This window comes from Pseudomonas sp. FA117 (genome assembly GCF_057370475.1).
Genome location: NZ_CM170675.1, coordinates 2,312,194 through 2,336,505, shown reverse-complemented (window position 1 = coordinate 2,336,505; position 24,312 = coordinate 2,312,194). Strand labels below are relative to the sequence as shown.

Genomic DNA, 24,312 nt, shown 5'->3' with positions numbered 1-24,312 from the left:
CCGCGCCAAATCAGTGAGTTACCCGCTGCAGTGCCTGGCCGTCATGCCACCAGGCGGCCAGGCTGAACACATCCGGTGCCTTGAGGATGCTGAAGTGGTTGCCCGGCCCATGCCACACCGCCAGTTGCGGCAGCAGGCGCTGCCACCCGGCAAGCATCGCCGCCTGCTCGCGCTGGTTGCCGGCTGCATCCAGGGTCGCGTCGGCCACCAGCACCAGGCTCACCGGGCCACGGTAGCCGGGCTGTGCCTGGTAAGGCGTGCGCAAGGCGCTGGAGAAGGTCCGGGCGATGCCATGCAGCGCCTTGGCGGTGGAGCGCGCCGGCATCAGCCCGACCCGTACCATGGCCTGGTGCAGGCACTCGAGCTGTTGCTCGTCATCCAGCGCGGCGAAGGCCTGGCGGTCGATGTCCAGCGCGCGTGCGCTGGACAACTGCAACGACTCGATCAGCCGCTCCAGCGCTGCGGTTGCGGTGTAGGGCCGGCCGCAGACACTGTTGCCACCAGGCGACTCGCTGTCGATCAAGGTCAGTGAGCGCACCTCGCGCCCCAGCGCCTGCAGGCGCACCGCCAGCGCATGCGCGACACAGCCACCGAAGGAGTGCCCGACCAGGTTCAACGGCCCCTGCGGATACAGCGCCTCGATCGCCCTGGCGTGACAGGCTGCAGCTGCCTCGACGCTGCTGTGCGCGGTGGCGCTGCCATCGAGCCCGCGTGATTGCAGGCCATACACCGGCCAATCGCTGCCCAGCGCCTCGGCCAGGCCGATGAAGCTGGTCACGCTGTCGCCGGCACCCGGCACGCAGAACAACGGGGCATGTCCACCCTGCCCGCTCTGGATCGCCACCAACGGCTGGTAGGCCGGCGCAGCGGCTTCACCGATCCCGGCGCGGGCGGCCTGCAAGGCCTCGCCCAGCACTCGGCCCAGCACCTGGACGTGCGGTGCCTGCATCATGCTCAGGTGGTCGCCCGGCACTGCGATGCAGTGCAACTGACCAGCCGCCACCGTGCGCTCCCAGCCAAGGCTCGGCTGCTCGGCATGACGCTCAGCCCCTTGTTCGGCACGCAACAGGTGGATAGCGATGCCCAGCGGCTCGGGACGATAATGGGCCATGGCGTGACCATGGGCGATCTCGCGCTCGAAGAACTGCTGCAGCTCCTCGTCGCTTGCCGAGGCCAGCTCCGCATACAGCAGCCCTTGCTCGCGGCAGGCCGCCAGCAAGGTGGCGAAGTCGGCCTGGCCGTCATCCAGGGCATCGACCCTGGCCAGTTGCGACGCCCCCGCCGCGCCCAGCCCTTGCCAGTGACCGGCGCAGTGCAGCAGCAGTTGCTGCTGCAACAGGCGCGGGCCTTGCCAGCGGGCCTTGCCCTGGTCGACCAGGCGTGGCTGCCAGGTGTCGATCAGGCCGAGAAACTCGACCTGCTCGTCCGCCCCCAGCAACTGCGCGGCAATTTCATAGGCCAGCACACCGCCGAACGACCAGCCGGCAAGCCGGTACGGCCCCTGCGGCTGGACCTGGCGAATGCGTTCGAGCTGCGCCCGGGCCAGCGCCTCGAGGGTATCGGGCTGCGCCTGGCCCAGGGCCAGACCCGGCACGCCATAGATGGGGAAGTCACCCTCCAGTTGCCGGCCCAGTACCGGGAAGTAGAAGTCCATGCCGCTGAACTCGTGGATCAGGAACAACGCAGGCGCATCACCCCCGGCCCGTACGCACACAAGGTCGCTGCCCGCAGTGCCGGCCTGCAGGTGCTCGGCCAGCGCCGCCACGCTGGCATGCTCGAACAGCTCGGCCAGCGACACCTGCAGCCCCTGCTCGCGCAGCAGGCCCACCAGGCGGATGGCCAGCAACGAGTGGCCGCCGAGGGCGAAGAAGCTGTCATGGCGCCCCACCTGGCCGATGTCCAGGACCTGCGCCCAGCATTGTGCAAGCTGCTGCTCCAGCGCCGTGACCGGCGCCTCGTAGCGGGTCTCGGCCAGGTCTTGCAGGGCCGGCTGCGGCAGCGCCTTGCGGTCGATCTTGCCGTTGTTGGTCAGCGGCAACGCCTCCAGCACGATACAGGCCGACGGCACCATGTATTCGGGCAGGCGTGCCTGCAGCCAGCTGCGCACACCGGCCCCGTCGAGCTGCGGGTCTTCACGGGTGAACCAGGCCACCAGTTGCGCCGGACCCTGCGTCAGGTTCAGGGCCATGACCACCACTTCGCCAATGCCCGGGCACTGCGCCAGGTGCTGCTCGACCTCGCCCAGTTCGATGCGGAAGCCGCGGATCTTCACCTGGTCGTCGTTGCGCCCCAGGCACTCCAGCTGGCCGTCGTCGCGCCAGCGACCGAGATCGCCGGTACGGTACAGGCGCGCGCCCGGTTGCCCGCTGAATGGATCATCGACAAAGCGCTCGGCAGTGAGCTGTGGCCGGTTGAGGTAGCCCAGCGCCACACCGTCGCCGCCAATGTACAGCTCACCCACCGCCCCCAGCGGTACCGGGCGCAGGTGCGCATCCAGCACATGCACCTGGGTGCTGCCGATTGGCCGACCGATCGGCACAAGCTCGCTATCGGCCGGCACTTCGCGAATCTGCCCGGCGCTGGCGTAGGTGGTGGTTTCGGTGGGGCCGTAACAGTGCACCAGACGCAGGTGCGGGGCCTGCGCCAGCAGGCTGCGGAAGGCTGCCGGATCGGCCCGCTCGCCCCCGCACAGCAGCACGCGCAGCCCTGCCAGCACATCGGGGATCATCTGCACGTACTGGTTGAACAGCGCAGTGGTGACGAACAGCACCGTCGCCCCCTGCTCCGCCAGCGCCGCGCCCAGGCGCAGCGGATCGAGCAGCGTGGCCGGGTCGATCACCAGCACCTGGCCACCGTTGAGCAAGGCGCCCCACACATCCATGGTGCTGGCATCGAAGGCCGGGTTGGAAGCGAAGGCGATGCGGTCCTGATCGGTGAAGTCGGCGTAACCGTCGTTGAGCACCAGCCGGGCGATACCGCGATGGGCCACGCGCACGCCCTTGGGCGTACCGGTCGAGCCGGAGGTGTACATGACATAGGCCACCGTGTCGCCACCCTGCGCCAGGCCGGGGTTGTGACCGGGTTGGCGGTCCAGGTCCAGGCGGTCCAGGTCGATGCGGCGGGCGCGGTACTCCAGGGCCGCCGTGCTCTGGCAGATCAGCGCCACGGCGTCGCAATCCTGAACCATGAAGCCCTGGCGTTCGGCCGGCGCCTGCACGTCCAGCGGCACGTAGGCCGCGCCGCACTTGGCCACCGCCAACTGGGCCTGGAGCAGTTCCAGCGAGCGCGGCAACAGGATCGCCACGTGATCGCCCGGCTGCACGCCCTGCTCGATCAGGTAATGGGCCAGACGGTTGGCCTGCTCGTTGAGCTCGCCATAGGTGAGCGTGCGCACGCCGTGCCGCGCCGCCACGGCCAGAGGATGACGCGCCACCCGCTGTTCGAACAGGCGATGCACCGGCAGATCGCGCGGGTAGTCACGCGCAGTGGCGTTGAAGGTTTCGCGCAGACGCCGGGTTTCGGCGTCCGGCAGCACCGAGAGGCGTTCCAGCCCCTCGCTGGCATCATCCTCCAGGGCCTGCAACAGCCCGCGCACAGCCTGCTCCAGGTAAGCACACAGGCGCTTCGCATCGATCCCCGGCGCGGTTTGCGCGGTCAGCTCGAACGCCTGTCCCAGGTCGTCGACGCTCAGTGCCAACGGATAGTTGCTGCGCTCCCGGGCCTCGACCAGTTCGATACCGTCCCAGGCCGAGCGCTCGGTCACCGCCACCCTGGCCATCGAGCCGTGGCGATAGTTGAGCAAGGCGTTGAACAAGGCGGCACCGGTAGGCAGGCCGCTGCAACGCTGGGCCAGTGCCAGGCGTGCGTGCTCGTGGGCGAGCAGGCCGGTCAGGCGCTGGTGCGCCTGTTGCAGCGCAGCCCGGGCGGGTTGCCCGGCCAGGTCCAGACGCAGCGGCAAGGTGTTGATGTACACCCCCAGGGCACGCTCGGCGCCCTCGCCGCCCTGCAGCCGCCCGAGCAGCACGGTGCCGAACACCACGCTGTCGCGCCCGCTCAGTTGGCCGAGCACCTGGGCCCAGGCCAGGTGCATCAGGCTGGCGGCGCTGACGTTGTGCCGCCGCGCCTGCTCGCGGATGCGCAGGTTCAGGTCGTTGTCCAGGCGCTGCTGGTGCTGTGCCACGGCATGCTGGTGCGGCGCCGCATGGCCGGCGTAGGGCAAGGTCGGCTCGTCGATGTCCGCCAGTTGCTCGCGGAAGAAGGCTTCATGGGCCGTGTCACCGGCACCGCGCTGCATCTGGGCGATGTAGTTGCGGTAGGGCACCGCTGCCGGCAGCGCATCCACCTGGCCGAGCAGGCAGGCTTGCAGCTCGTTGCGCAGTACGTCGAGGGCGACGTGGTCCATCACCAGGTGATGGAACAGCAGCGTGGCACTGATCTGCCCGCTGGCAGCTTCGGCGTGATGCACCAGGCGCAGCAGCGGTGCCTGGGTCAGGTCGAAGCGGCGCGGGTCGGCAAGGTCGCCAGCCTGCACCACCTGCAACGGCGCACGGCGCCAGACCACCTGCACCGGCTCGGCCAGGCCGTCCCAGTGCAACGCCGTGCGCAGGCTGTCGTGGCGCGCGATCACCTGGTCCAGGGCACGGTGCAGGGCCTGCAGGCGGCTACGGTCAGCCAGCAGGAAGCGCGCTTCCAGCACATAGGCCGGCGCCTCTTCGTGGGCCAGGTGGTGATAGAGCATGCCTGCCTGCAGCGGGCCGAGCGGGTAGATGTCCTGCACGTTGGCGGTGCCGCCAACGACCTGCGCGACGATACGGTCGATGGCCTGCTGGGACAGTTCGACCAGCGGCAGCAGCTCTGGAGTGATGCGCTGGCAGTCGGCGCCGATGCGGTTGGCCGGCACCTGTACCTGGTCGAGGGGCGCGACGGTCAGGGCCAGGGCGGCCAGGTCCGGCTCGCTGAACAGTCCCTGGATGTCCAGCGCCAGGCCACGACCGCGCAGGCGCGCGACGAGGGTCACCGCCAGCAGCGAATGGCCGCCCAGTTCGAAGAAGTTGTCGTGCCGCCCTACCCGCTCCAGCCCCAGCAGTTCACCCCACAGTTCGGCGAGCAGTTGCTCGGTGTCGCCTTCGGGGGCCTGGTAGGCGCGGCTCTGCAAGGCTTCGACGGCCGGCACCGGCAGCGCCTTGCGGTCGAGCTTGCCGTTGGGGTTCAGCGGCAGTGTGTCGAGGTGCACGAATTGCGCCGGCACCATGAACTCGGGCAACTGCACCTGCAATTGCGCGCGCAACGCCTCGGTGCTGTGTTCGGCACCGGTGTAATAGGCCACCAGACGCTTGCCGGCCGGTGGCAGGTCCAGGGCCAGCACGGCGGCTTCCTTGATCCCCGCGATGCGGGTCAGGCAGGCCTGGATCTCGCCCAGCTCGATGCGCAGGCCGCGGATCTTCACCTGGTCGTCGTTGCGCCCCAGATACTCCAGGGTGCCGTCGGCCAGGTGCCGGGCCAGGTCGCCGGTGCGGTACAGGCGCGCGCCGGGGCGGCTGCCGAACGGGTCTTCGAGGAAGCGCTCGGCGCTCAGTTGCTCGCGGTTCAGGTAGCCACGGGCAACCTGCACGCCCCCGATGTACAGCTCACCGGCAACGCCTTGCGGCACCGGCTGGCCCTGGGCGTCGAGCACGTACAGCGTGGTGTTGGCGATCGGCTTGCCGATCGGCGTGTTGTCCGGGGTCTGCTCCAGCGGCTCGGCGCAGTGCCAGGCGCTCACATCGACCGCCGCCTCGGTCGGGCCGTACAGGTTGTGCAGCTCGACGCTCGGCAGCTGTGCCTTGAAGCGCCGCACCAGGCTGCCGGGCAGCGCCTCGCCGCTGCACAGCACACGTCGCAACGCGGCGGGTTCGGCATCGCCATAGGCGAGGAACACATCGAGCATCGACGGCACGAAATGCAGGGTGCTGACGGCTTCGTCGGCGATCAGCTGGCGCAGGTAGCCAGGGTCGCGGTGCCCGCCCGGGCGCGCCATGACCAGCCGTGCACCGGTCTGCAGCGGCCAGAAGAATTCCCACACCGACACGTCGAAGCTGAACGGGGTCTTCTGCAGCACCACGTCATCGCTGCCAAGGCCGTAGGCGTCCTGGGTCCAGAGCAGGCGGTTGACCACCCCGGCGTGCTCGTTCATCACACCCTTGGGCAGGCCGGTGGAGCCGGAGGTGTAGATCACGTAGGCAAGATGCTGCGGCGTCAGCCCGGCGACCTGCGGGTTGGCGCTGGAAAGCTGCTGCCAGCTCGGCCGGTCGAGGTCGACCAGCGGTGCGTCGAACGCCGCCAGCAGCTCGCGGGTTGCAGCATGCCCCAGCACGGCCAGCGGCGCGCTGTCGGTGAGCATGTGGCGGATGCGGTCGGCCGGGTAGTCCGGGTCGACCGGCACATAGGCGCCGCCCGCCTTGAGGATCGCCAGCAGGCCGACCACCATCGACAGCCCGCGCTCGACGCAGATGGCCACGCGATCATCCGGCCTGACCCCCAGCGCGATCAGGTGATGCGCCAGGCGGTTGGCCTCGGCGTTCAGCTCGCGATAGCTCAACTGCCCGGCCTCGGCACGCAAGGCGATGCGCTCGGGAGTGAGCTCAACCTGGGCCTCGATCAGCCCATGCACGGTCTGCTGCAGATCATAGTCCACGGCGGTGTCGTTGTAGTCGAGCAACAACCGCCGACGCTCCTGCGCCTGTGGCAGGCAGACGTTGGCCAGCACGGCACCGTCGCTGCCGGCCATGGCCCACAGTAGTTGCTCCAGGTAACCGCAATAACGCTCGACCGTGGCGCGGTCGAACAAGGCCGAGGCATAACTCAATGCCCCGCCGAAGCCCTCGGCGGTCTCGCCCAGGCTCAGGCTCAGGTCGAACTTGGCAAAGCCCTGGCCTTCGCCGAGATTACGCAGGCTCAAGCCCTCCAGGCCGGCGGCGAAGTCATGGCCGCCCTCCCACTCCAGCGTCACCTGGTACAGCGGCGTGTGGGCCAGGCTGCGCGGCGGCCTGAGCAGGTCCACCACCTGCTCGAACGGCAGGTCCTGATGCTCCTGCGCGGCCAGCACCTGGGCCTTGACCCGCGCCAGCAAGGTGGCAACGTCGGGTGCATCGGCAAGGTCCAGGCGCACGGCCAGGGAGTTGACGAACAGCCCGATCAGCCCTTCGACCTCGGCCTGCCGACGGCCGGCCACCGGCGTGCCGACCACCACCTCGGCCTGCCCGGACAAGCGCGCCAGCAGTACCGACCAGGCGCCCATGAAGAGCATGAACGGCGTTACCGCGTGGCGCTTGCACAAGGCCTTGAGGTCGTCGGCCAGCCGCGCATCCAGGCGGATGCGCACGCTGTCGCCGGCATAGTCCTGGCGCGACGGGCGCGGGCGGTCGGTGGGCAGGCTCAGCAACGCCGGTGCGCCGGCCAGCTGCGTGCGCCAGAACTCGCCCTGGCGCTGCAGCGCTTCGCCCTGCAGCCAGCGGTGTTGCCACACCGCGTAGTCGCCGTACTGGATCGCCAGCGGCTCGAGCGGAACCTCGCGGCCCGTGCTCAGGGCCTGGTACAGCGCACTCAACTCGCGGGTCAGCACCCCCATCGACCAGCCATCGGCGACGATATGGTGCAGGGTCAGCAGCAACACGTGATGATTCGCGGCGACCTGCAACAGCCGGGCACGCACCGGCAGCTCGTGGCCCAGTGCGAATGGCCGCGCCGCCTCCTCGCGCGCCAGTGCCCGCAGGGACGGCTCGTTCGCGCCTGGCAGCGACTCGCGCTGCAGCACCAGGCGTTGCCCGGACACCCGCACCTGCGGCTGGCCGTCGGCTTCGAAGAATTCGCTGCGCAGGGCTTCGTGGCGCTCGACCAAGGCCGCCAGCGCCTGCGCCAGCGCCTCGCTGTCCAGCGCGCCACGCAGCTCCAGCGCCAAGGGAATGTTGTAGGCCTGACTGGCACCGTTCATCTGCGCCAGGAACCACAGGCGCTGCTGGGCGAACGACAACGGCAGCGGATGCTCGCGCGGCACCGCCAGCACCGGCGGCAGTTCGCTGCGTGCAGCGCCTGCGACCACTTCGGCCATCGCCGCCAGCTCCGCCTGGGCGAACAGTGTACCCAGTGCCAGCTCCACCCCCAGCCGCTGACGGACCTGCGCCACCAGCCGCATGGCCAGCAGCGAATGGCCGCCCAGTTCGAAGAAGTGATCGTGGCGACCGACCCGCTCGACCTGCAGCAAGGCCTGCCAGATCTGCGCCAGGGTCTGTTCCAGCTCGCCCTGGGGCGCCTCGTAGCTGCGCTCGAACAGGTCGACCCGGGTCGGTGCCGGCAAGGCACGACGGTCGAGCTTGCCATTGGCGGTCAGCGGCAGCGCCTGCAGCCGTACGAAGGCCACCGGTACCATGTAGTCGGGCAGGTGCGCCTGCAACTGCGTTCGCAGTTGCGCCGGGGTGGCCGCCTCGACCTGCTCCTGGCCGGTGAAGTAGGCCACCAGGCGTGGCTGCCCAGGCTGGTCCTCGCGCGCCAGCACCACCGCCTCGTTGATGCCCGGCAGTGTCGCCAGGCGGCTTTCGATCTCGCCCAGCTCGATGCGCACGCCACGGATCTTCACCTGGTCGTCATTGCGCCCCAGGTAGTCGAGGGTGCCGTCGGCCAGCCAGCGCACCAGATCGCCGGTGCGGTACATGCGCGCTCCAGGCGTTGCGCTGAACGGGTCGTCGAGGAAGCGCTCGGCGGTCAGTTGCGGGCGGTTGAGGTAACCGCGGGCGACGCCGGCGCCACCGATGTACAGCTCGCCCGCCACGCCCAGGGCCACCGGCTGGTGCTGGGCGTCGAGCACATAGAGCCGGGTGTTGTCGACCGGCCCGCCGATGTGCAGCACGCCACCGGGTTCCATCGCGCCGGAACTGGCGACCACCGTGGTCTCGGTCGGGCCGTAGTTGTTGACCACCGCAAAGCCGGGATGGCGGTTGAACTGCCGCAGGCGGTCGCCGCCGATCAGCAGGGTGCGCAAGGTCGGGTGGTCGAGCTGGTGGCTGAAGGCATACTCGGCCACCGGGGTGGGCAGGAAGCTGACATCCAGCGGGCAGCCGCGCCACCAGGCGAGCAACGCATCGATGTCCTCGCCCTGCTCGCCGGGCGGTGCGATATGCAGCGTCGCCCCGGCGCACAGGGCCGGCCAGACTTCCCAGGCCATGGCGTCGAATCCGAAGCCGGCCAGGCTCGAGGTGTGGCGCCCCTGGCACAGGTCGAAGGCGCGGCAGTGCCAGTCGATCAGGTTGTTCAGGCTCAGGTGCTCGACCATCACGCCCTTGGGCAGGCCGGTGGAACCTGAGGTGTAGATCACGTAGGCAAGGTTGCCGACGCCATGGCCGGCGACCTGCGGCGCGTGCTCGCTCGACGGCCAGTCGCTGCGGTCCAGCTCGATCACCGGTACGGCGCACTGCCCCAGGCGTGGACGCAGGTCGGCCAGGGTCAGCACCGCTGTGGGGGCACTGTCGTCGAGCAGGTAGGCAATGCGCTCGTCGGGGTGGGCCGGGTCGATGGGCACGTAGCCCGCACCGGCCTTCAGAACGGCCAGCAGGCCGACCAGGGTGTCGAGGCCGCGACGGGCCAGGATCGCCACGCGGTCCTCGGGTTGGACCCCCAGGTTCACCAGGCGCTGGGCCAGGGCGTTGGCGCGGTGCTCCAGTTCCCCGTAGCTCAACGTCAGGCCCGCATGGGTGGCCGCCACGGCCTCGGGTTGCTGCCAGGCCTGGCGCTGGATGCGCTGGTGCACGGTGAGCGTGGTTTCGCGTTCGCCATGGCGCGCGTTGAAAGTCTCGAGCAGCCAGGCGCGCTCGTCGGCGGGCAGCATGTCGAGCTGCCCGACCCTGGCCCCTGTGCTGTGCCCGAGTGCCTGCACCAGGCTCTCGAGGGTCTTCTCCAGGTAGGCGCAGACCCGCCCGGCCGGCACCTCGGCGGTCGACAGCAAGGTCAGGCGCAGGGCATCGCCCAGGTCGTCGATGCTCAAGGTCAACGGGTAGTTGGTGCGTTCCTCGCTGGCCAGCACCTCGATGCCCTCCCACGCCGAACGCGCCTGGTCGTCGGCGACCGGCGCGCTGTGGCGATAATTGAGCAAGGCGTTGAACAGCGGTGTCGGCGCGGCCACGCCGCTGCAACGCTGGGCCAAGGCCAGGGGCGCATGTTCGTGGCGCATCAGGGTGGTCAGGCGCTGGTGGGTGGCCTTGATCGCCGCGACCAGCTCAGTTTCGGCCAGGTCGACCCGCAGCGGCAGGGTGTTGATGAAGATGCCCAGCGCCCGGTCGTTGGCTTCGGCGCCCATCAGGCGCCCCATCAGCACGGTGCCGAAAACCACCTGCTCGCGCCCGGTCAGGCCACCGAGCACCCGCGCCCAGGCCAGGTGGAACAGGCTCGCCAGGCTCACGCCCAGCACGCGCGCCTGGCTGCGCAGGCCGTCGCACAGGGCCGGCGACAAAGTCAGGCTTTGCTCGTGCGGCGCACTGCCGTCGCCCTGCACATCCTGCAGGCCGTAGGCCAGGGTCGGCTCGACGATATCGCCCAGTTGCTCGCGGAAGAACGCCTCGTGCTGCGCCTGGCTGACACCAAGCAGGGCCTGGCCCACGTAGTTGCGAAACGGCACCGGTGCGCCCAGCAGGTGGCCGTCGCCGCGCAGCACGGCCTGCATCTCGTGACGCACCACGTCGAGGGCGCTGTGGTCCATGGCGATATGGTGGAACTGCAACGTGGCTTCGACGCGACCCTGCGCGTCGGCGGGCGCGCCATGCAGGCGGATCAGCGGCGCCTGCGTCAGGTCGATGCGCTCGTCCAGCTGCGGGCCGTCGCACAGCTGCAGGCGGGCCTGGCGCCAGACCACCTGCACGGGCGCCTCCAGCCCCTGCCAATGCACCGAGGTGCGCAGGATATCGTGGCGGTCGATCACCGCCTGCAGCGCTGCGACGAACGCCTGCAGGTGTGCCTGGCTGGCAAAGGCGAAGCGCGACTGCATCACGTAGGGGTCGCTGCCTTCGGCGCTGGCATGATGGTAGAGGATGCCCTGCTGCAACGGTGCCAGCGGGTAGATGTCCTGCACATTGGCGTGACCGCCGGGGATCTGCCCGACAAGCGCATCGATGGCGGCCTGGTCGAGCTCGACCAGGTTGAGCAGCGCCGGGGTGATCTGCCTGCAGCCGGCCGGAATCGCGTTGTCCGGGGCGGCGGCATTGCCCGCCCTGGCAACGTATTCACCGCGCTCGATCAGCGCGATCAGCGCCGGCTTGTGTTCGCGCAGGCGCGCCACCAGGCTGGCATCGGTCAGTGCCTGGCGGTTGCCCTGCACCACCAGCTGGCCATCCTTGAGTGCCAGCTGGATATCGTTGGCCGACAGTGTCGCCAATAGTTCGTTGATGCTCACAGGACGATCTCCATTCTGTCTGTGATGGCTGCATAGCCTGCCAGGGTCGGTTGTTCGAACAGTGCGCGCACATCGGCCTCCAGGCCCTCCTGACGCAGACGGGCCGTCAGGGTCACCGCCAGCAGCGAGTGGCCGCCCAGTTCGAAGAAGTTGTCGTGCCGCCCTACCCGCTCGACGCCCAGCAGTTCGCACCAGAGCCTGGCCAGTAGTCGCTCGGTGTCGCCTTGCGGCGCTTCGTAGGGCCGCGTATCGGCAATCACCGCCGCCGGCAACGCCTTGCGGTCGAGTTTGCCGTTGGGGCTCAGCGGCAAGGCATCGAGGTGCATGAACAGCGCCGGCACCATGAACTCGGGCAATTGCGCCGCCAGTTGCCGACGCAGATGCTCCACAGGTTGTGCAACCCCGGTGTAATAGGCCACCAGACGCTGCTCCACGGCCAGCACCACGGCCTCCTTGATCCCCGCGATGCGGGTCAGGCAGGCCTGGATCTCGCCCAGCTCGATGCGCAGGCCGCGGATCTTCACCTGGTCGTCGTTGCGCCCCAGGTACTCCAGGGTGCCGTCGGCCAGGTGCCGGGCCAGGTCGCCGGTGCGGTACAGGCGCGCGCCGGGGCGGCTGCCGAACGGATCGTCGAGGAAGCGCTCGGCGCTCAGCTGCTCGCGGTTCAGGTAGCCACGGGCAACCTGCACGCCACCGATGTACAGCTCACCGGCAACGCCTTGCGGCACCGGCTGGCCCTGGGCGTCGAGCACGTACAGCGTGGTGTTGGCGATCGGCTTGCCGATCGGCGTGTTGTCCGGGGTCTGCTCCAGCGGCCCGGCGCAGTGCCAGGCGCTGACGTCCACCGCCGCCTCGGTCGGGCCGTACAGGTTGTGCAGCTCGACGCTCGGCAGCTGTGCCTTGAAGCGCCGCACCAGGCTGCCGGGCAGTGCCTCGCCGCTGCACAGCACGCGCCTGAGGTCCGCTGCCTGTGGTTGGCCATGGGCGAGGAACACATCTAGCATCGACGGCACGAAATGCAGCGTGGTGACGCCGCGCTCGGCGATCACTTCCTGCAAATACTGCGGGTCGCGATGGCCACCTGGGCAGGCCATGACCAGTTGCGCACCGGTCTGCAGCGGCCAGAAGAATTCCCACACCGACACGTCGAAGCTGAACGGGGTCTTCTGCAGCACCACGTCATCGCTGCCAAGGCCGTAGGCGTCCTGGGTCCAGAGCAGGCGGTTGACCACCCCGGCGTGCTCGTTCATCACGCCCTTGGGCAGGCCGGTGGAGCCGGAGGTGTAGATCACGTAGGCAAGATGCTGCGGCGTCAGCCCGGCGACCTGGGGGTTGGCGCTGGAAAGCTGTTGCCAGGTCGGCCGGTCGAGGTCGACCAGCGGTGCATCGAACGCCGCCAGCAGCTCGCGGGTTGCAGCATGCCCCAGCACGGCCAGCGGCGCGCTGTCGGTGAGCATGTGGCGGATGCGGTCGGCCGGGTAGTCCGGGTCGACCGGCACATAGGCGCCGCCCGCCTTGAGGATCGCCAGCAGGCCGACCACCATCGACAGCCCGCGCTCGACGCAGATGGCCACCCGATCATCCGGCCTGACCCCCAGCGCGATCAGGTGATGCGCCAGGCGGTTGGCCTCGGCGTTCAGCTCGCGGTAGCTCAGCTGGATGCGCTCGGCGATCAGGGCGATACGCTCGGGGGTACGCTCGACCTGGGCCTCGATCAGCCCATGCACGGTCTGCTGCAGATCGTAGTCCACGGCGGTGTCGTTGAGGCCGACCAGCAGGCGCTGACGCTCGCCCTGCTCCAGCACGGGCAATTGGTCGAGCGGCAGGTCGGGCCGGGACTCAAGCGCATCCACCAGGCCGGCCAGCACCTGTTGCAGTTGCCCGCAAACCCGCGCGGCCCCTATCGCTGGCAGCACCTGCACGGTCAGGCGCAGGCCGTCGCCCAGGTCGTCCACGTTGAGGCTCAACGGGTAGTTGGTGCGTTCCTCGCTGGCCAGGGTCTCGATTCCCTGCCAGGCCTGGCGCTGCGCCTCGGTTTCGGCGGCCCCGGCGCTGTGCCGGTAGTTGAGCATGGCGCTGAACAGCGGCAGGGGGGCGACCACGCCACTGCACCGCTGGGCCAGGGCCAGCGAGGCATGTTCGTGGGTCAGCAAGGCCGTCAGGCAGGCATGGGTGGCGCGTACGCCCTCACGCACGCCAAGCCCGGCCAGGTCCACCCGCAGCGGCAGGGTGTTGATGAACATGCCCAGGCCATGGCCGCTGCCGGCACCACCCTGCATGCGTCCCAGCAGCACGGTGCCGAACACCACGCTGTCGCGGCCGCTGGCGCTGCCCAGCAGGCGTGCCCAGGCCAGGTGCAGCAGGCTCGCCGTGCTGACCCCGAGCTGACGGGCCTGGCTGCGCAGGCGCTGGTTCAGGGCCGGGTCCAGGTGCACCTGGGCCTGCTCGATGCTGCGCACGTCCGCCTGGATGTCGCGCAGGCCGAACGGCAGGGTCGGCTCGTCGATGTCGGCCAACTGCTCGCGGAAGAAAGCCTCGTGTTCCGCTTCGCTGACGCCCAGGCGTGCCTGGGCCACGTAGTTACGGTAAGGCACCGCCGCCTCGGTCGGCTCGTGAAGGCCGTGCAGATAGCCGAGCATCTCGGCACGCACCACGTCCAGTGCAGTGTGGTCGAGCACCAGGTGATGGAACTGCAAGGTCGCTTCGATTCGCGCCCCAGTCTGGCGATACAGCAGGCGCACCAGCGGCGCCTGGTTCAGCGCCAGGCTGTCGAAGCGCTGCCCGGCGGCTGCGTCCAGGTCGATCAGTGGCAGTTCAGCGTGACGCCACACCACCTGCAGCGGCTGCGCCAGCCCTTCCCAGAGCACGGCGGTGCGCAGGATATCGTGGCGGGCGATGACCTTTTCCAGCGCTGCGGCAAAGGCCTGCAGGCGCGCCAGGCTGTCGAACAGCAGCTGCGATTGCAGCAGGTACGGATCGGCGCCATTCGCGCTCAGATGATGGTAGAGAATGCCTTCCTGCAGCGGTGCCAGCGGATAGATATCCTGCACGTTGGCGGCGCCGCCCGGGACGCTGGCGACCACGGTGTCGATGGCCGCCTGGTCAAGCGCAATCAGGCTGAGCAGTTCAGGGGTGATGCGTTTGCAGCCGGGCAGGATGCGGTTGGCCGGCACCTGGACCTGACGGCCCTGACCAAGCGCCGCGCACAGCGCCGCCACGCTCGGCTGGCCGAACAGCAGGCGTACATCGGCTTCCAGCCCTTGCTGGCGCAGGCGCTCGATCAGGCTGACCGCCAGCAGCGAATGTCCGCCCAGCTCGAAGAAGTTGTCGTGCCGCCCTACCCGCTCCAGGCCCAGCAGCTCAGCCCAGACGGCGGCCATGGCCTGCTCGGTCTCACCCTGCGGCGCCTCGAAGGCTGCCACTGGCAGGTCGGCCGGATCAGGATCGGGCAGCGCCTTGCGGTCGAGCTTGCCGTGGCGGGTCAGCGGCATGGCGTCCAGGCGAACGAAGGCCAGCGGTACCAGGTGTCCCGGCAGGCTGGCCTGCAAGGCCTGGCGCAGGCCTTCGACCGGCCCGTGAGCGGTGAACCAGGCCAGCAGGCGCTCGCCGCGCACCAGCACCACCGCATCCATCACGCCCGGCTGGGCGGCCAGGGCCGCCTCGATTTCGCCGAGTTCCACGCGCACGCCGCGGATCTTCACCTGGTCGTCGTTGCGCCCCAGGTAGTCGAGGGTGCCATCGGCGTTCCAGCGCACCAGGTCGCCACTGCGGTACATGCGCGCATCGGCCCGCTCGCTGAACGGATCGGCGACGAAACGCTGCTCGGTCAGTTCGGGCCGGTTCAGGTAGCCACGGGCGACGCCATCGCCGCCGATGTACAGCTCGCCCGCCGCGCCGACCGGCACCGGCTGGCGACGCTCGTCGAGGACGTAGACTCGGGTGTTGGCGATGGCCGTACCGATGTGCAGCGCACCACCGACCTGCACCTGGCCGGAGGTAGCGACCACGGTGGTCTCGGTCGGGCCGTAGTTGTTGATCACGGCAAAGCCCGGATCGCGCTCGAACGAGCGCAGGCGGTCGCCACCGATCAGCAAGGTGCGCAGGCTGGAGTGCTGGCGGTCGCGGCGCAGGGCCTGCTCGGCCACCGGGGTGGGCAGGAAACTGACCTGCAGCGGTTGCTCCAGCCACCAGTCGAGCAAGGCATCGAGCTGTTCGTTGCCCAGCGCGCTCGGCGGCAGGTGCAGCACGGCCCCGGCACACAGGGCCGGCCAGACTTCCCAGGCCATGGCATCGAAGCCGAAACCGGCCACGCAGGAGGTCTGGCTGCCGGCTTGCACGGCAAAGGCCTCGCAATGCCAGTGCACCAGGTTGGCCAGGGTGCGGTGCTCGACCATCACGCCCTTGGGCTGACCGGTGGAGCCGGAGGTGTAGATCACGTAGGCCAGCGCCGTGGCATCCAGGCCGGGCACCTGCGGATCGTGCTCGGCGGCGGACTGCCAGTCGCGGCCGTCCAGGTCCAGGCGGGCGACACCCTGCGGCAGGCTGTGCCGGGCCGAGTCGGCCAGCACCAGTACCGGCGCGCTGTCTTCGAGCAGGTAGGCGATGCGTTCGGCCGGATAACCAGGATCGACCGGCACATAAGCGGCGCCAGCCTTGAGCACCGCCAACATCGCCACCAGGCGCTGCGGCGTGCGCGGCAGGCACAGCGCAACCCGGGCGCCAGGGCGCACGCCCAGGCCGATCAGATGATGGGCCAGGCGGTTGGCGGCACGATTGAGTTCGCCGTAGCTGAGCACCTCGCCCGCCTGCACCACCGCCTGGGCCTGCGGCGAACGGGCCGCGATGGCTTCGACCAGAGCATGCACGGTCTGGCCCTGTGCATAGCTACGGGCGCTGGCGTTGAAGTCGACCAGCAGGCGCTGACGCTCTTCAGCCCCCAGCACCGACAGGTCGTCCAGCCGCGTGCGCGGCGCCTGCTCCAGTGCCTCGATCAGTTGCGCGACGCCGTTGGCCATCCACTGCGCAACGCGTTCGGCGCCGATGGCCGCCAGGGCCAGCACGCTCAAGGTGAAGCCCTCGCCCAGGTCATCGACGCTCAGGGTCAGCGGATAGTTGCTGCGCTCCTCGCCACCCAACAGGCGCACGCCCTGCCAGATGCCCTCGCCATCACGCGGGGCGTCGGCAGCGCTGTGCCGGTAGTTGAGCAAGGCGCTGAACAGCGGCTGGCCGGCGGGCACGCCGCTGCAGCGCTGGGCCATGGCCAGCGAGGCGTGCTCGTGGCCGAGCAGCGCCGACAGTCGGGCATGGGTGGCCCGCACGGCATCGCTCACCGCCGCCTGGGTGTCGACGCGCAACGGCAGGGTATTGATGAACACCCCCAGCGCCCGGTCGGCGCCCTCGCCGCCCTGCAGGCGGCCCATCAGCACGGTGCCGAACACCACCTCGCTGCGATTGGCCAGCACTCCGAGCAGGCGCGCCCAGGCCAGGTGCATGAGGCTTGCAGCGCTGACGCCCAGGCCACGCGCCTGTTCACGCAGACGTCGGGCCAGCGCGGCGTCGAGGGCCAGGTGCGCCTCGTCGATACCATGGCCCTCGCCCTGGACGTCCTGCTGGCCGAACGGCAGGGTCGGCTCGTCGATATCGCCGAGCATGTCGCGGAAGAACGCTTCGGCGCCCGTGGTATCCTGGCCCAGGCGCGCCTGGGCCACATAGTTGCGATACGGCACCGGCGCGCCAAGGCTGGCCGCATCGCCGAACAGCAGGGTGTGCATCTCGGCGCCGACCACGTCCATGGCCGTATGGTCCAGTGCCAGGTGGTGGAACAGCAGGATCGCCACGACCTGGCCGTTGCCAGGGTCCTGGCTGTAGACCAGGCGTATCAGCGGTGCCTGTTGCAGGTCCAGGCGATGATGACGGGCATCGAAACGCGCCTGCAGGCGCTCGACCACCTCGCCTTCCCCGTCCAGCGTCACCGCGCTCACTTCCAGCGGTGCCCGGCGCCACACCACCTGCACCGGCTGTGCCAGCCCTTCCCAGACCAGCGAAGTGCGCAGGATGTCGTGCCGGTCGATGACCTGCTGCAGCGCACCGGCCCAGGCCTGCAGGCGCTCGAGGCTGTCGAAGGCCAGGCGCGACTGCAGCAGGTAGGGATCGCCCTGCGCGGCGCTCAGGTGGTGGTAGAGAATGCCTTCCTGCAGCGGCGCGAGCGGGTAGATCTCCTGCACGTTGGCGGCGCCGCCCGGTACCGTGGCGACGATGCGCTCAATGGCGGCCTGCTCCAGTTCGACCAGAACGAGCATCTCGGGGGTGATCTGTCGGGCATCGGCCGGCACACGGTTTGCCGGAACCTGCACCTCGCGCCCGCTGCCCACGGCTGCGGCGAGCGCAGCCAGGGTCGGCTGGGCGAACAGCACCCGCACATCGGCGCCAAGGCCGGCCTTGCGCATGCGCTCGATCAGGCTCACCGCCAGCAGCGAGTGGCCACCGAGTTCGAAGAAGTGATCGTGGCGACCGATCCGGTCGACCTTGAGCACCTCGGCCCAGATCGCCGCCAGCGCGACTTCCACCTCCCCTTCGGGCGCGGCGAAATCGCGGCTGACCAACGCCGACGAGTCCGGTTGCGGCAAGGCCCGGCGGTCGAGCTTGCCGTTGGCGGTCAGCGGCCACTGGTCGACCCGGACGTAGGCCGACGGCAGCATGTAGTCCGGCAACTGCCCTTGCAGACGGGCATGCAGGTCGGCGATCTGCGGGCCATCGCCCTGGGCACTGAGCCAGGCCACCAGTCGCTTGTCGCCCGGCACGTCCTCGCGCACCAGCACCACGGCCTCCTGCACCCCGTCGCAGGCGGCCAGGCGCGCTTCGATCTCGCCCAATTCGATACGGAAACCGCGCAGCTTGACCTGCTGGTCGTTGCGGCCCAGGTAGCGCAGGGTGCCGTCGGCCTGCCAGCTGACCAGGTCGCCGCTGCGGTACAGGCGCGCCCCCGGCACTTCGCTGAAGGGGTCGTCGAAGAAGCGCTCGGCGGTCAGCGCCGGCTGGTTCAGGTAACCCAGGGCCACACCGTCGCCACCGATGTACAGCTCACCGACTGCGCCGACCGGCACCGGCTGGCGCTGGGCATCGAGCACATAGCAGCGGCTGTTGCCGATCGGTCGGCCGATCGGGATCGGCCCCTCGCTCACCGCGAGGATTTCATGGGTGGTGCTGAAGGTCGTGGCTTCGGTCGGGCCATAACCGTTGAGCAGGTGCGCCGGGGCACCTTCGCGCAGCACCCGGGCGATGACCTGCGGATCGAGCACGTCGCCGCCGACCATCAGGTAGCGCAGCGCTCGGAACGCTGGCAGCAGATGCGTGGCGTATTGATGGAACAGGCCGGCCGTCAGCCACAGCACGGTGACGTCGTGCTCCAGCAGCGCCTGGCCCAGCGCCTGCTGCGAGAGCACCTGGTGCTGGTCGATCACCACCACGCGCCCGCCGTTGAGCAGCGGCGCCCACACCTCCAGGGTGCTGGCGTCGAAGGCCGGGTTGGAGGCGAAGGCCACGCGGTCGTCGGCCTGGAAGGCGGCGAAGCCGTTGTTGATCACCAGGCGCACGATCGAGCGGTGCGCCACCAGCACGCCCTTGGGCAGGCCGGTGGAGCCTGAGGTGTACATGATGTAGGCCGCCGCCCGCGCATCCACCGGGATGCCCAGGCCGTGCGCCGGCCAGGCGCTCAGGTCGAGGGTGTCCAGCTCGACGCGGCGGGCGCTGCCGACCTGCGGCTGGTCGGTGTGGGTCAGCAGCAGCGTGGCGCGGCTGTCGTCGAGCATGAAGGCCTGGCGCTCGACCGGGGCATTGGCGTCCAGCGGCAGATACACCGCCGCGCATTTGCTCACCGCCAACTGCGCAGCCAGCAGGTCGAAGCCGCGTGGCAGCAGCAGCGCCACCCGATGCCCCGCCTGCACACCCAGCTCCAGCAACTGCCGGGCCAGGCGGTTGGCATGCTGGTCGAGCTCGGCATAGCGCCACTGCCGCCCACCGTGGACCACGGCCACGGCCTGCGGGGTCTTCGCGGCGCGCGCCTCGAACAAGGCCGGCAACGACTGCTCGCGCGGGTAGTCGCGATGCGTGGCGTTGAAGCCCTGCAGCACCTGCGCACGCGCCGCCGGCGACAGGCACGACAGCGCCTGCAGCGGTTTTTCCGGCAGTGTTTCCAGGGCCTCGACCAGGTTCGCCAGGGCACTGCCCAGCAACCCGCAGACCTGCGCGCCGTCCACCTGCGGCACGGCCTGCACGGTCAGCTCCAGGCCTTCGCCCAGGTCGTCGACGTTGACCACCAGGGGGTAGTTACTGCGCTCACGCGAGGCCAGCAACTCGATGCCCGACCAACCCAGGCCATCGCCTGCGCCCTTGGCGCGGCTATGGCGGAAGTTGAGCAGGCTGGTGAACAGCGGCTGGGACGCCGGCACGCCGCTGCAGCGCTGGGCCAGTGCCAGCGATGCCTGCTCGTGGCCGAGCAGCCGCGCCAGACGCTGATGGGTACGGCGCACGCCTTCGGCCGCACCGAGGGCATCGACGCTGACCCGCAGGGGCAAGGTGTTGATGAACATGCCCAGCGCCCGGTCGGCCCCGGCGCCACCCTGCAGGCGGCCCAGCAGCACGGTGCCGAACACCACCTCGCTGCGCCCGCCCAGTTGCGCCAGCACCTGGCCCCAGGCCTGGTGCACCAGGCTGGCCACGCTGACCCCGAGCATGCGCGCCTGCACCCGCAGGCGCCCGGCCAGGGCAGCGTCGAGTGCCAGGTGGCTGTCGATCACCTCGACGCCATCGCCCTGCACGTCGCGCAGGCCGAACACCTCCGTGGGCGCATCGATGTCGCCCAGCAGTTCGCGGAACATGGCTTCGTCGGCGGCGGGGTCGGCCTGCAGCCGCGCACGGGCTACGTAATTGCGATACGGCACGCTGTCGATCTGCAGCGGCTGGCCCTGCAGTGCGGCACCGACCTCGGCCACCAGCAGCTCGACGGCGGTGTGGTCGAGCAGGATATGGTGCAGCAGCAAGGTGGCCTGCAGGCGCTCACCCTGGTCATGACGCACCAGTTGCATCAACGGCGCGCAGGTCAGGTCCAGGCGCTGCAGGTCGGCGTGCTCGGCAACGCGCAGCCGCGCCTGGCGGTGCACCACCTGCACCGCCTCAGCCAAGCCCTCCCAATGCAGGCTGGTGCGCAGGATGTCGTGGCGGGCGATGACCGCGTCGAGCGCAGTGACGAACCCTTGCAGCTCTGCTTCACCGGCAAAGGCAAAACGTGCGCGCAGCACGTAAGGGTCGGCGCCGACGCTGGCCAGATGGTGATAGAGGATGCCCTGCTGCAGCGGCGCCAGGCCGTAGATGTCCTGGACGTTGGCCGCACCGCCGGGGATGCACGCAACCAGCGCGTCGATGTCGTCCTGGCCGAGGTCGGCCAGCGCCAGCATCTGTGGTTCGATACGCACGCAGTCGGCCGCGATGCGGTTGGCCGGCACCTGCGCCGGCAGATCGGCACTCACTGCTGCCGCCAATGCCGACAGGGTCGGCTGGCCGAACAGCACGCGCACGTCGGCTGCCAGCTCCTGCTGGCGCATGCGCTCCACCAGCTTGACCGCCAGCAGCGAATGGCCGCCCAGCTCGAAGAAGTTGTCGTGCCGGCCGATCTGCTCCAGGCCCAGCAGTTGTTGCCAGATTGCCGCGATGCGCTGCTCCACCTCGCCAGACGGCGCCTCGAAGGCACGCCGGGCGAAAGACTCGCCCTCAGGTTCAGGCAGCGCCTTGCGGTCGAGCTTGCCGTTGGTGGTCAGCGGGAAGGCTTCCAGGCGCACGAAGGCCGCAGGCACCATGTACTCGGCCAAATGGCGCAACAGGCCGTCACGCAGCGCGGCGGCATCCGGCTCGGCCCCTTGGTCCGCCAGCCAGTAGGCCACCAGGCGCTGCTCGCCAGTGCTGTCGCGGCGGGCCATGACCACCGCCTCGCGCACGCCGTCACAGGCCGCCAGGCGTGCCTCGATCTCGCCCAGCTCGATGCGGAAGCCACGGATCTTCACCTGGTCGTCGTTGCGCCCCAGGTAGTCCAGGCTGCCATCGGCGGCCCAGCGTGCCAGGTCGCCGGTCTTGTACAGGCGCCCGCCGGGGTTGAACGGGTCGGCGATGAAGCGCTCGGCGCTCAGCGCTTCGCGGTTCAGGTAGCCACGCGCGACCCCGGCACCGCCCACGTACAGCTCGCCGGTGACACCGGCAGGCACCGGCTGGCGGCGGGCGTCGAGCACGTACAGTTGCAGGTCGGGGATCCGCGAGCCGATGGGGCTGACCCCCACCAGTTGGGCATCGGCCGCCTGCAGCGGCCGGTAGGTGACGTGCACGGTGGTCTCGGTGATGCCGTACATGTTGACCAGGCGCGTGCCGGCATTGCCGATGCGCGCATACCAGGGCTTGAGCAGGCCCGGCTCCAGCGCCTCGCCGCCGAAGATCACCTGGCGCAGGGAATGCTGCAGCTCGCTGCGCGCCTGGGCGGCGATCAACTGGCGGAAAGCGCTTGGGGTCTGGTTGAGGATGCTCACGCCGGTGCGGCAGAGCAAGGCGTAGCACTCGTCCGGCGAGCGGCTGATGCGCTGCGGCACGATCAGCAGTTGCCCCCCGAAGGCCAGCGCCCCCCAGATCTCCCAGACCGAGAAGTCGAAGGCGAAGGAGTGGAACAGCGCCCAAGTGTCCTGGCGGTTGAAGGCGAACCAGTCGTGGGTGGCCGAGAACAGCCGCGAGACGTTGCCATGCTCGACCATCACCCCCTTGGGCAGGCCGGTGGAACCGGAGGTGTAGATCACGTAGGCCAGGTGCGAGGGCAGCAGGCCGGTGACCAGCGGGTTGCTGCTGGCTTGCTGGTGCAGCGTCGGATCGTCGAGGTCGATCACCGGCGCCGTCACCTCGCCCAGCAGCGCCAGGCTGTCGGCCTGGGTGAGGATCGCCCGGGGGGCGCTGTCGGCCAGGGTGAAGGCAATGCGCTCGGCGGGATAGGCGGGATCGATGGGCACATAGCCGGCGCCGGCCTTGAGCACCCCAAGCAGCCCGACCAGCATGCCCAGGCCACGCTCGACGCAGATCGCCACGCGGTCGTCCGGGCCGATGCCCATTTCGATCAGGCGGTGGGCCAGCTGGTTGGCGCGCTGGTTGAGTTCGCCGTAGCTCAGGCTCTGCTGCTCGAAGATCAGCGCGGTGTCATCGGGCCGCGCCTGGGCGTGGGCTTCGAAGCGCTGGTGCACCAGCGGCGTCAGGGCGAATTCCAGCAAGGGTCGGTTGTGACCGTGGATCAGCTGCTCGCGCTCGTCTGGCGGCAGAATGTCGAGCCCGTTCAGTGGGGCGCCAGGATCGTGGTCCAGGGCCTCGACCAGTTGTTCGAGGGTCCGTGCCAGGTAACCAGCGATGCGCCGGGCGCCGAGCCCGCCACCGGCCAGCGCGGTGATGCGCAGGTCTTCGCCAAGGTCGTCGATATTGATCGTCAACGGGTAGTTGGTGCGCTCCTCGGCGCCCAGCACCTGGATGCCCGGGGCGATGTCGATGACATCGGCCGCATCGCCGGCATCGCTGTGGCGGTAGTTGAGCACCGTGTTGAACAGCGGCGTCGGCGCCGCCACCGCACTGCAGCGTTGGGCCAGGGCCAGGGGCGCCTGTTCGTGGCCGAGCACGCCGGTCAGGCGCGTGTGGGTGCTCTGCAGGCCCTGGCGGACACTCTGCGGCCCTACGTCGATGCGCAACGGCAAGGTGTTGATGAACATGCCCAGTGCCTGTTCGCCACCCTCGCCGGCTTCCATGCGGCCGAGCAGCACGGTGCCGAACACCACCGACTCGCGGCCCGAGACCTGGCCCAGCACCCGCGCCAGGCCCAGGTGGGCGATGGCTGCAGGGCTTACGCCCAGGCGTCGGGCCTGGGCGCGCAGGCGCAGGCTCAACGCGCGGTCGAGCGTGATGCGGGCGTCCTCCACCGACGCGCCATCGACTTCGGCCACACCGAAGGCCAGGGTCGGCTCGTCGATGTCGGCCAGCATCGCGCCGAAGAACGCCTCGTGCGCGGGGACGTCCAGGGCCTGGCGCGCCTGGGCCAGCAGGTTGCGAAACGGCACGGCTGGCCCGACGCGCGCGGCATCGCCGGCCAGCCAGGCGCCGATTTCGCGGCGTACGATATCCAGCGCGGTGTGGTCCATCACCGTGTGGTGGAACAGCAGCAGGGCCACCCTTTCCTCACCGGCGCCACGGGCGTGCACCAGGCGCAGCAGCGGCGCCTGGCGCAGGTCGAGGCGGTAATGACGGGTATCGTGCAGCACGCGCAACTGCGTCAGCGGCTCGTCCTGGCCTGGCAGCAGCAGTTCCTCACGCCCCAGCGGCGCCTCGCGCCAGACCACCTGCACCGGCTCATCCAGGCGCTCCCAGTACATCGAGGTGCGCAGGATGTCGTGGCGCGAGATCACCCAGTCCAGGGCCTGGGCGAAGGCGTCCAGGTGCGCCTGGTCGGCAAAGCGCAATTGCGCCTGCAACAGGTAGGGATCGCCAGCGTCGGCGGACAGGTGATGGTAGAGCATGCCCTCCTGCAGCGGCGCCAGGGGGTAGATGTCCTGCACATTGGCGGCACCACCGGGAATGCTGGCGACGATACGGTCGATGGCCTGCTGGTCGAGCTCGACCAGCGGCAGCATCTGCGGGGTGATCCTGAAGGCCGGGCTCAGCCAGTCGTCGTTGTGCCTGGCGAGCATCTCCAGCAGCGCCGGCTTGTGCGCGGCCAGTGCGTCCCAGAGGGCATCGTCCAGGGCATCGTCGTCGCCATCGACCACCAAGTCCTGGCCGTCACGCTGGAGTCGGATCGCACGGGTGGAGAGCACAGCCATCAGTTCGCTGAAGCGCAT

Annotated in this window: 2 protein-coding genes; both read right to left on the bottom strand. The window is 69.7% G+C overall.

Annotation, left to right across the window (positions count from 1 at the left end; all coding sequences use genetic code 11):
* Positions 1-10: 10 nt before the first annotated feature.
* Positions 11-11,413 (bottom strand): amino acid adenylation domain-containing protein, encoded by an 11,403-nt coding sequence (locus tag AC1TXO_RS10790; RefSeq protein WP_486406292.1) that lies wholly within the window; start codon positions 11,411-11,413, stop codon positions 11-13.
* On the bottom strand, positions 11,410-24,312 hold the full coding sequence (locus AC1TXO_RS10785; RefSeq protein WP_486406291.1) for an amino acid adenylation domain-containing protein: 12,903 nt from the start codon (positions 24,310-24,312) through the stop codon (positions 11,410-11,412). Before AC1TXO_RS10785 ends, AC1TXO_RS10790 begins: the two co-directional genes overlap by 4 nt.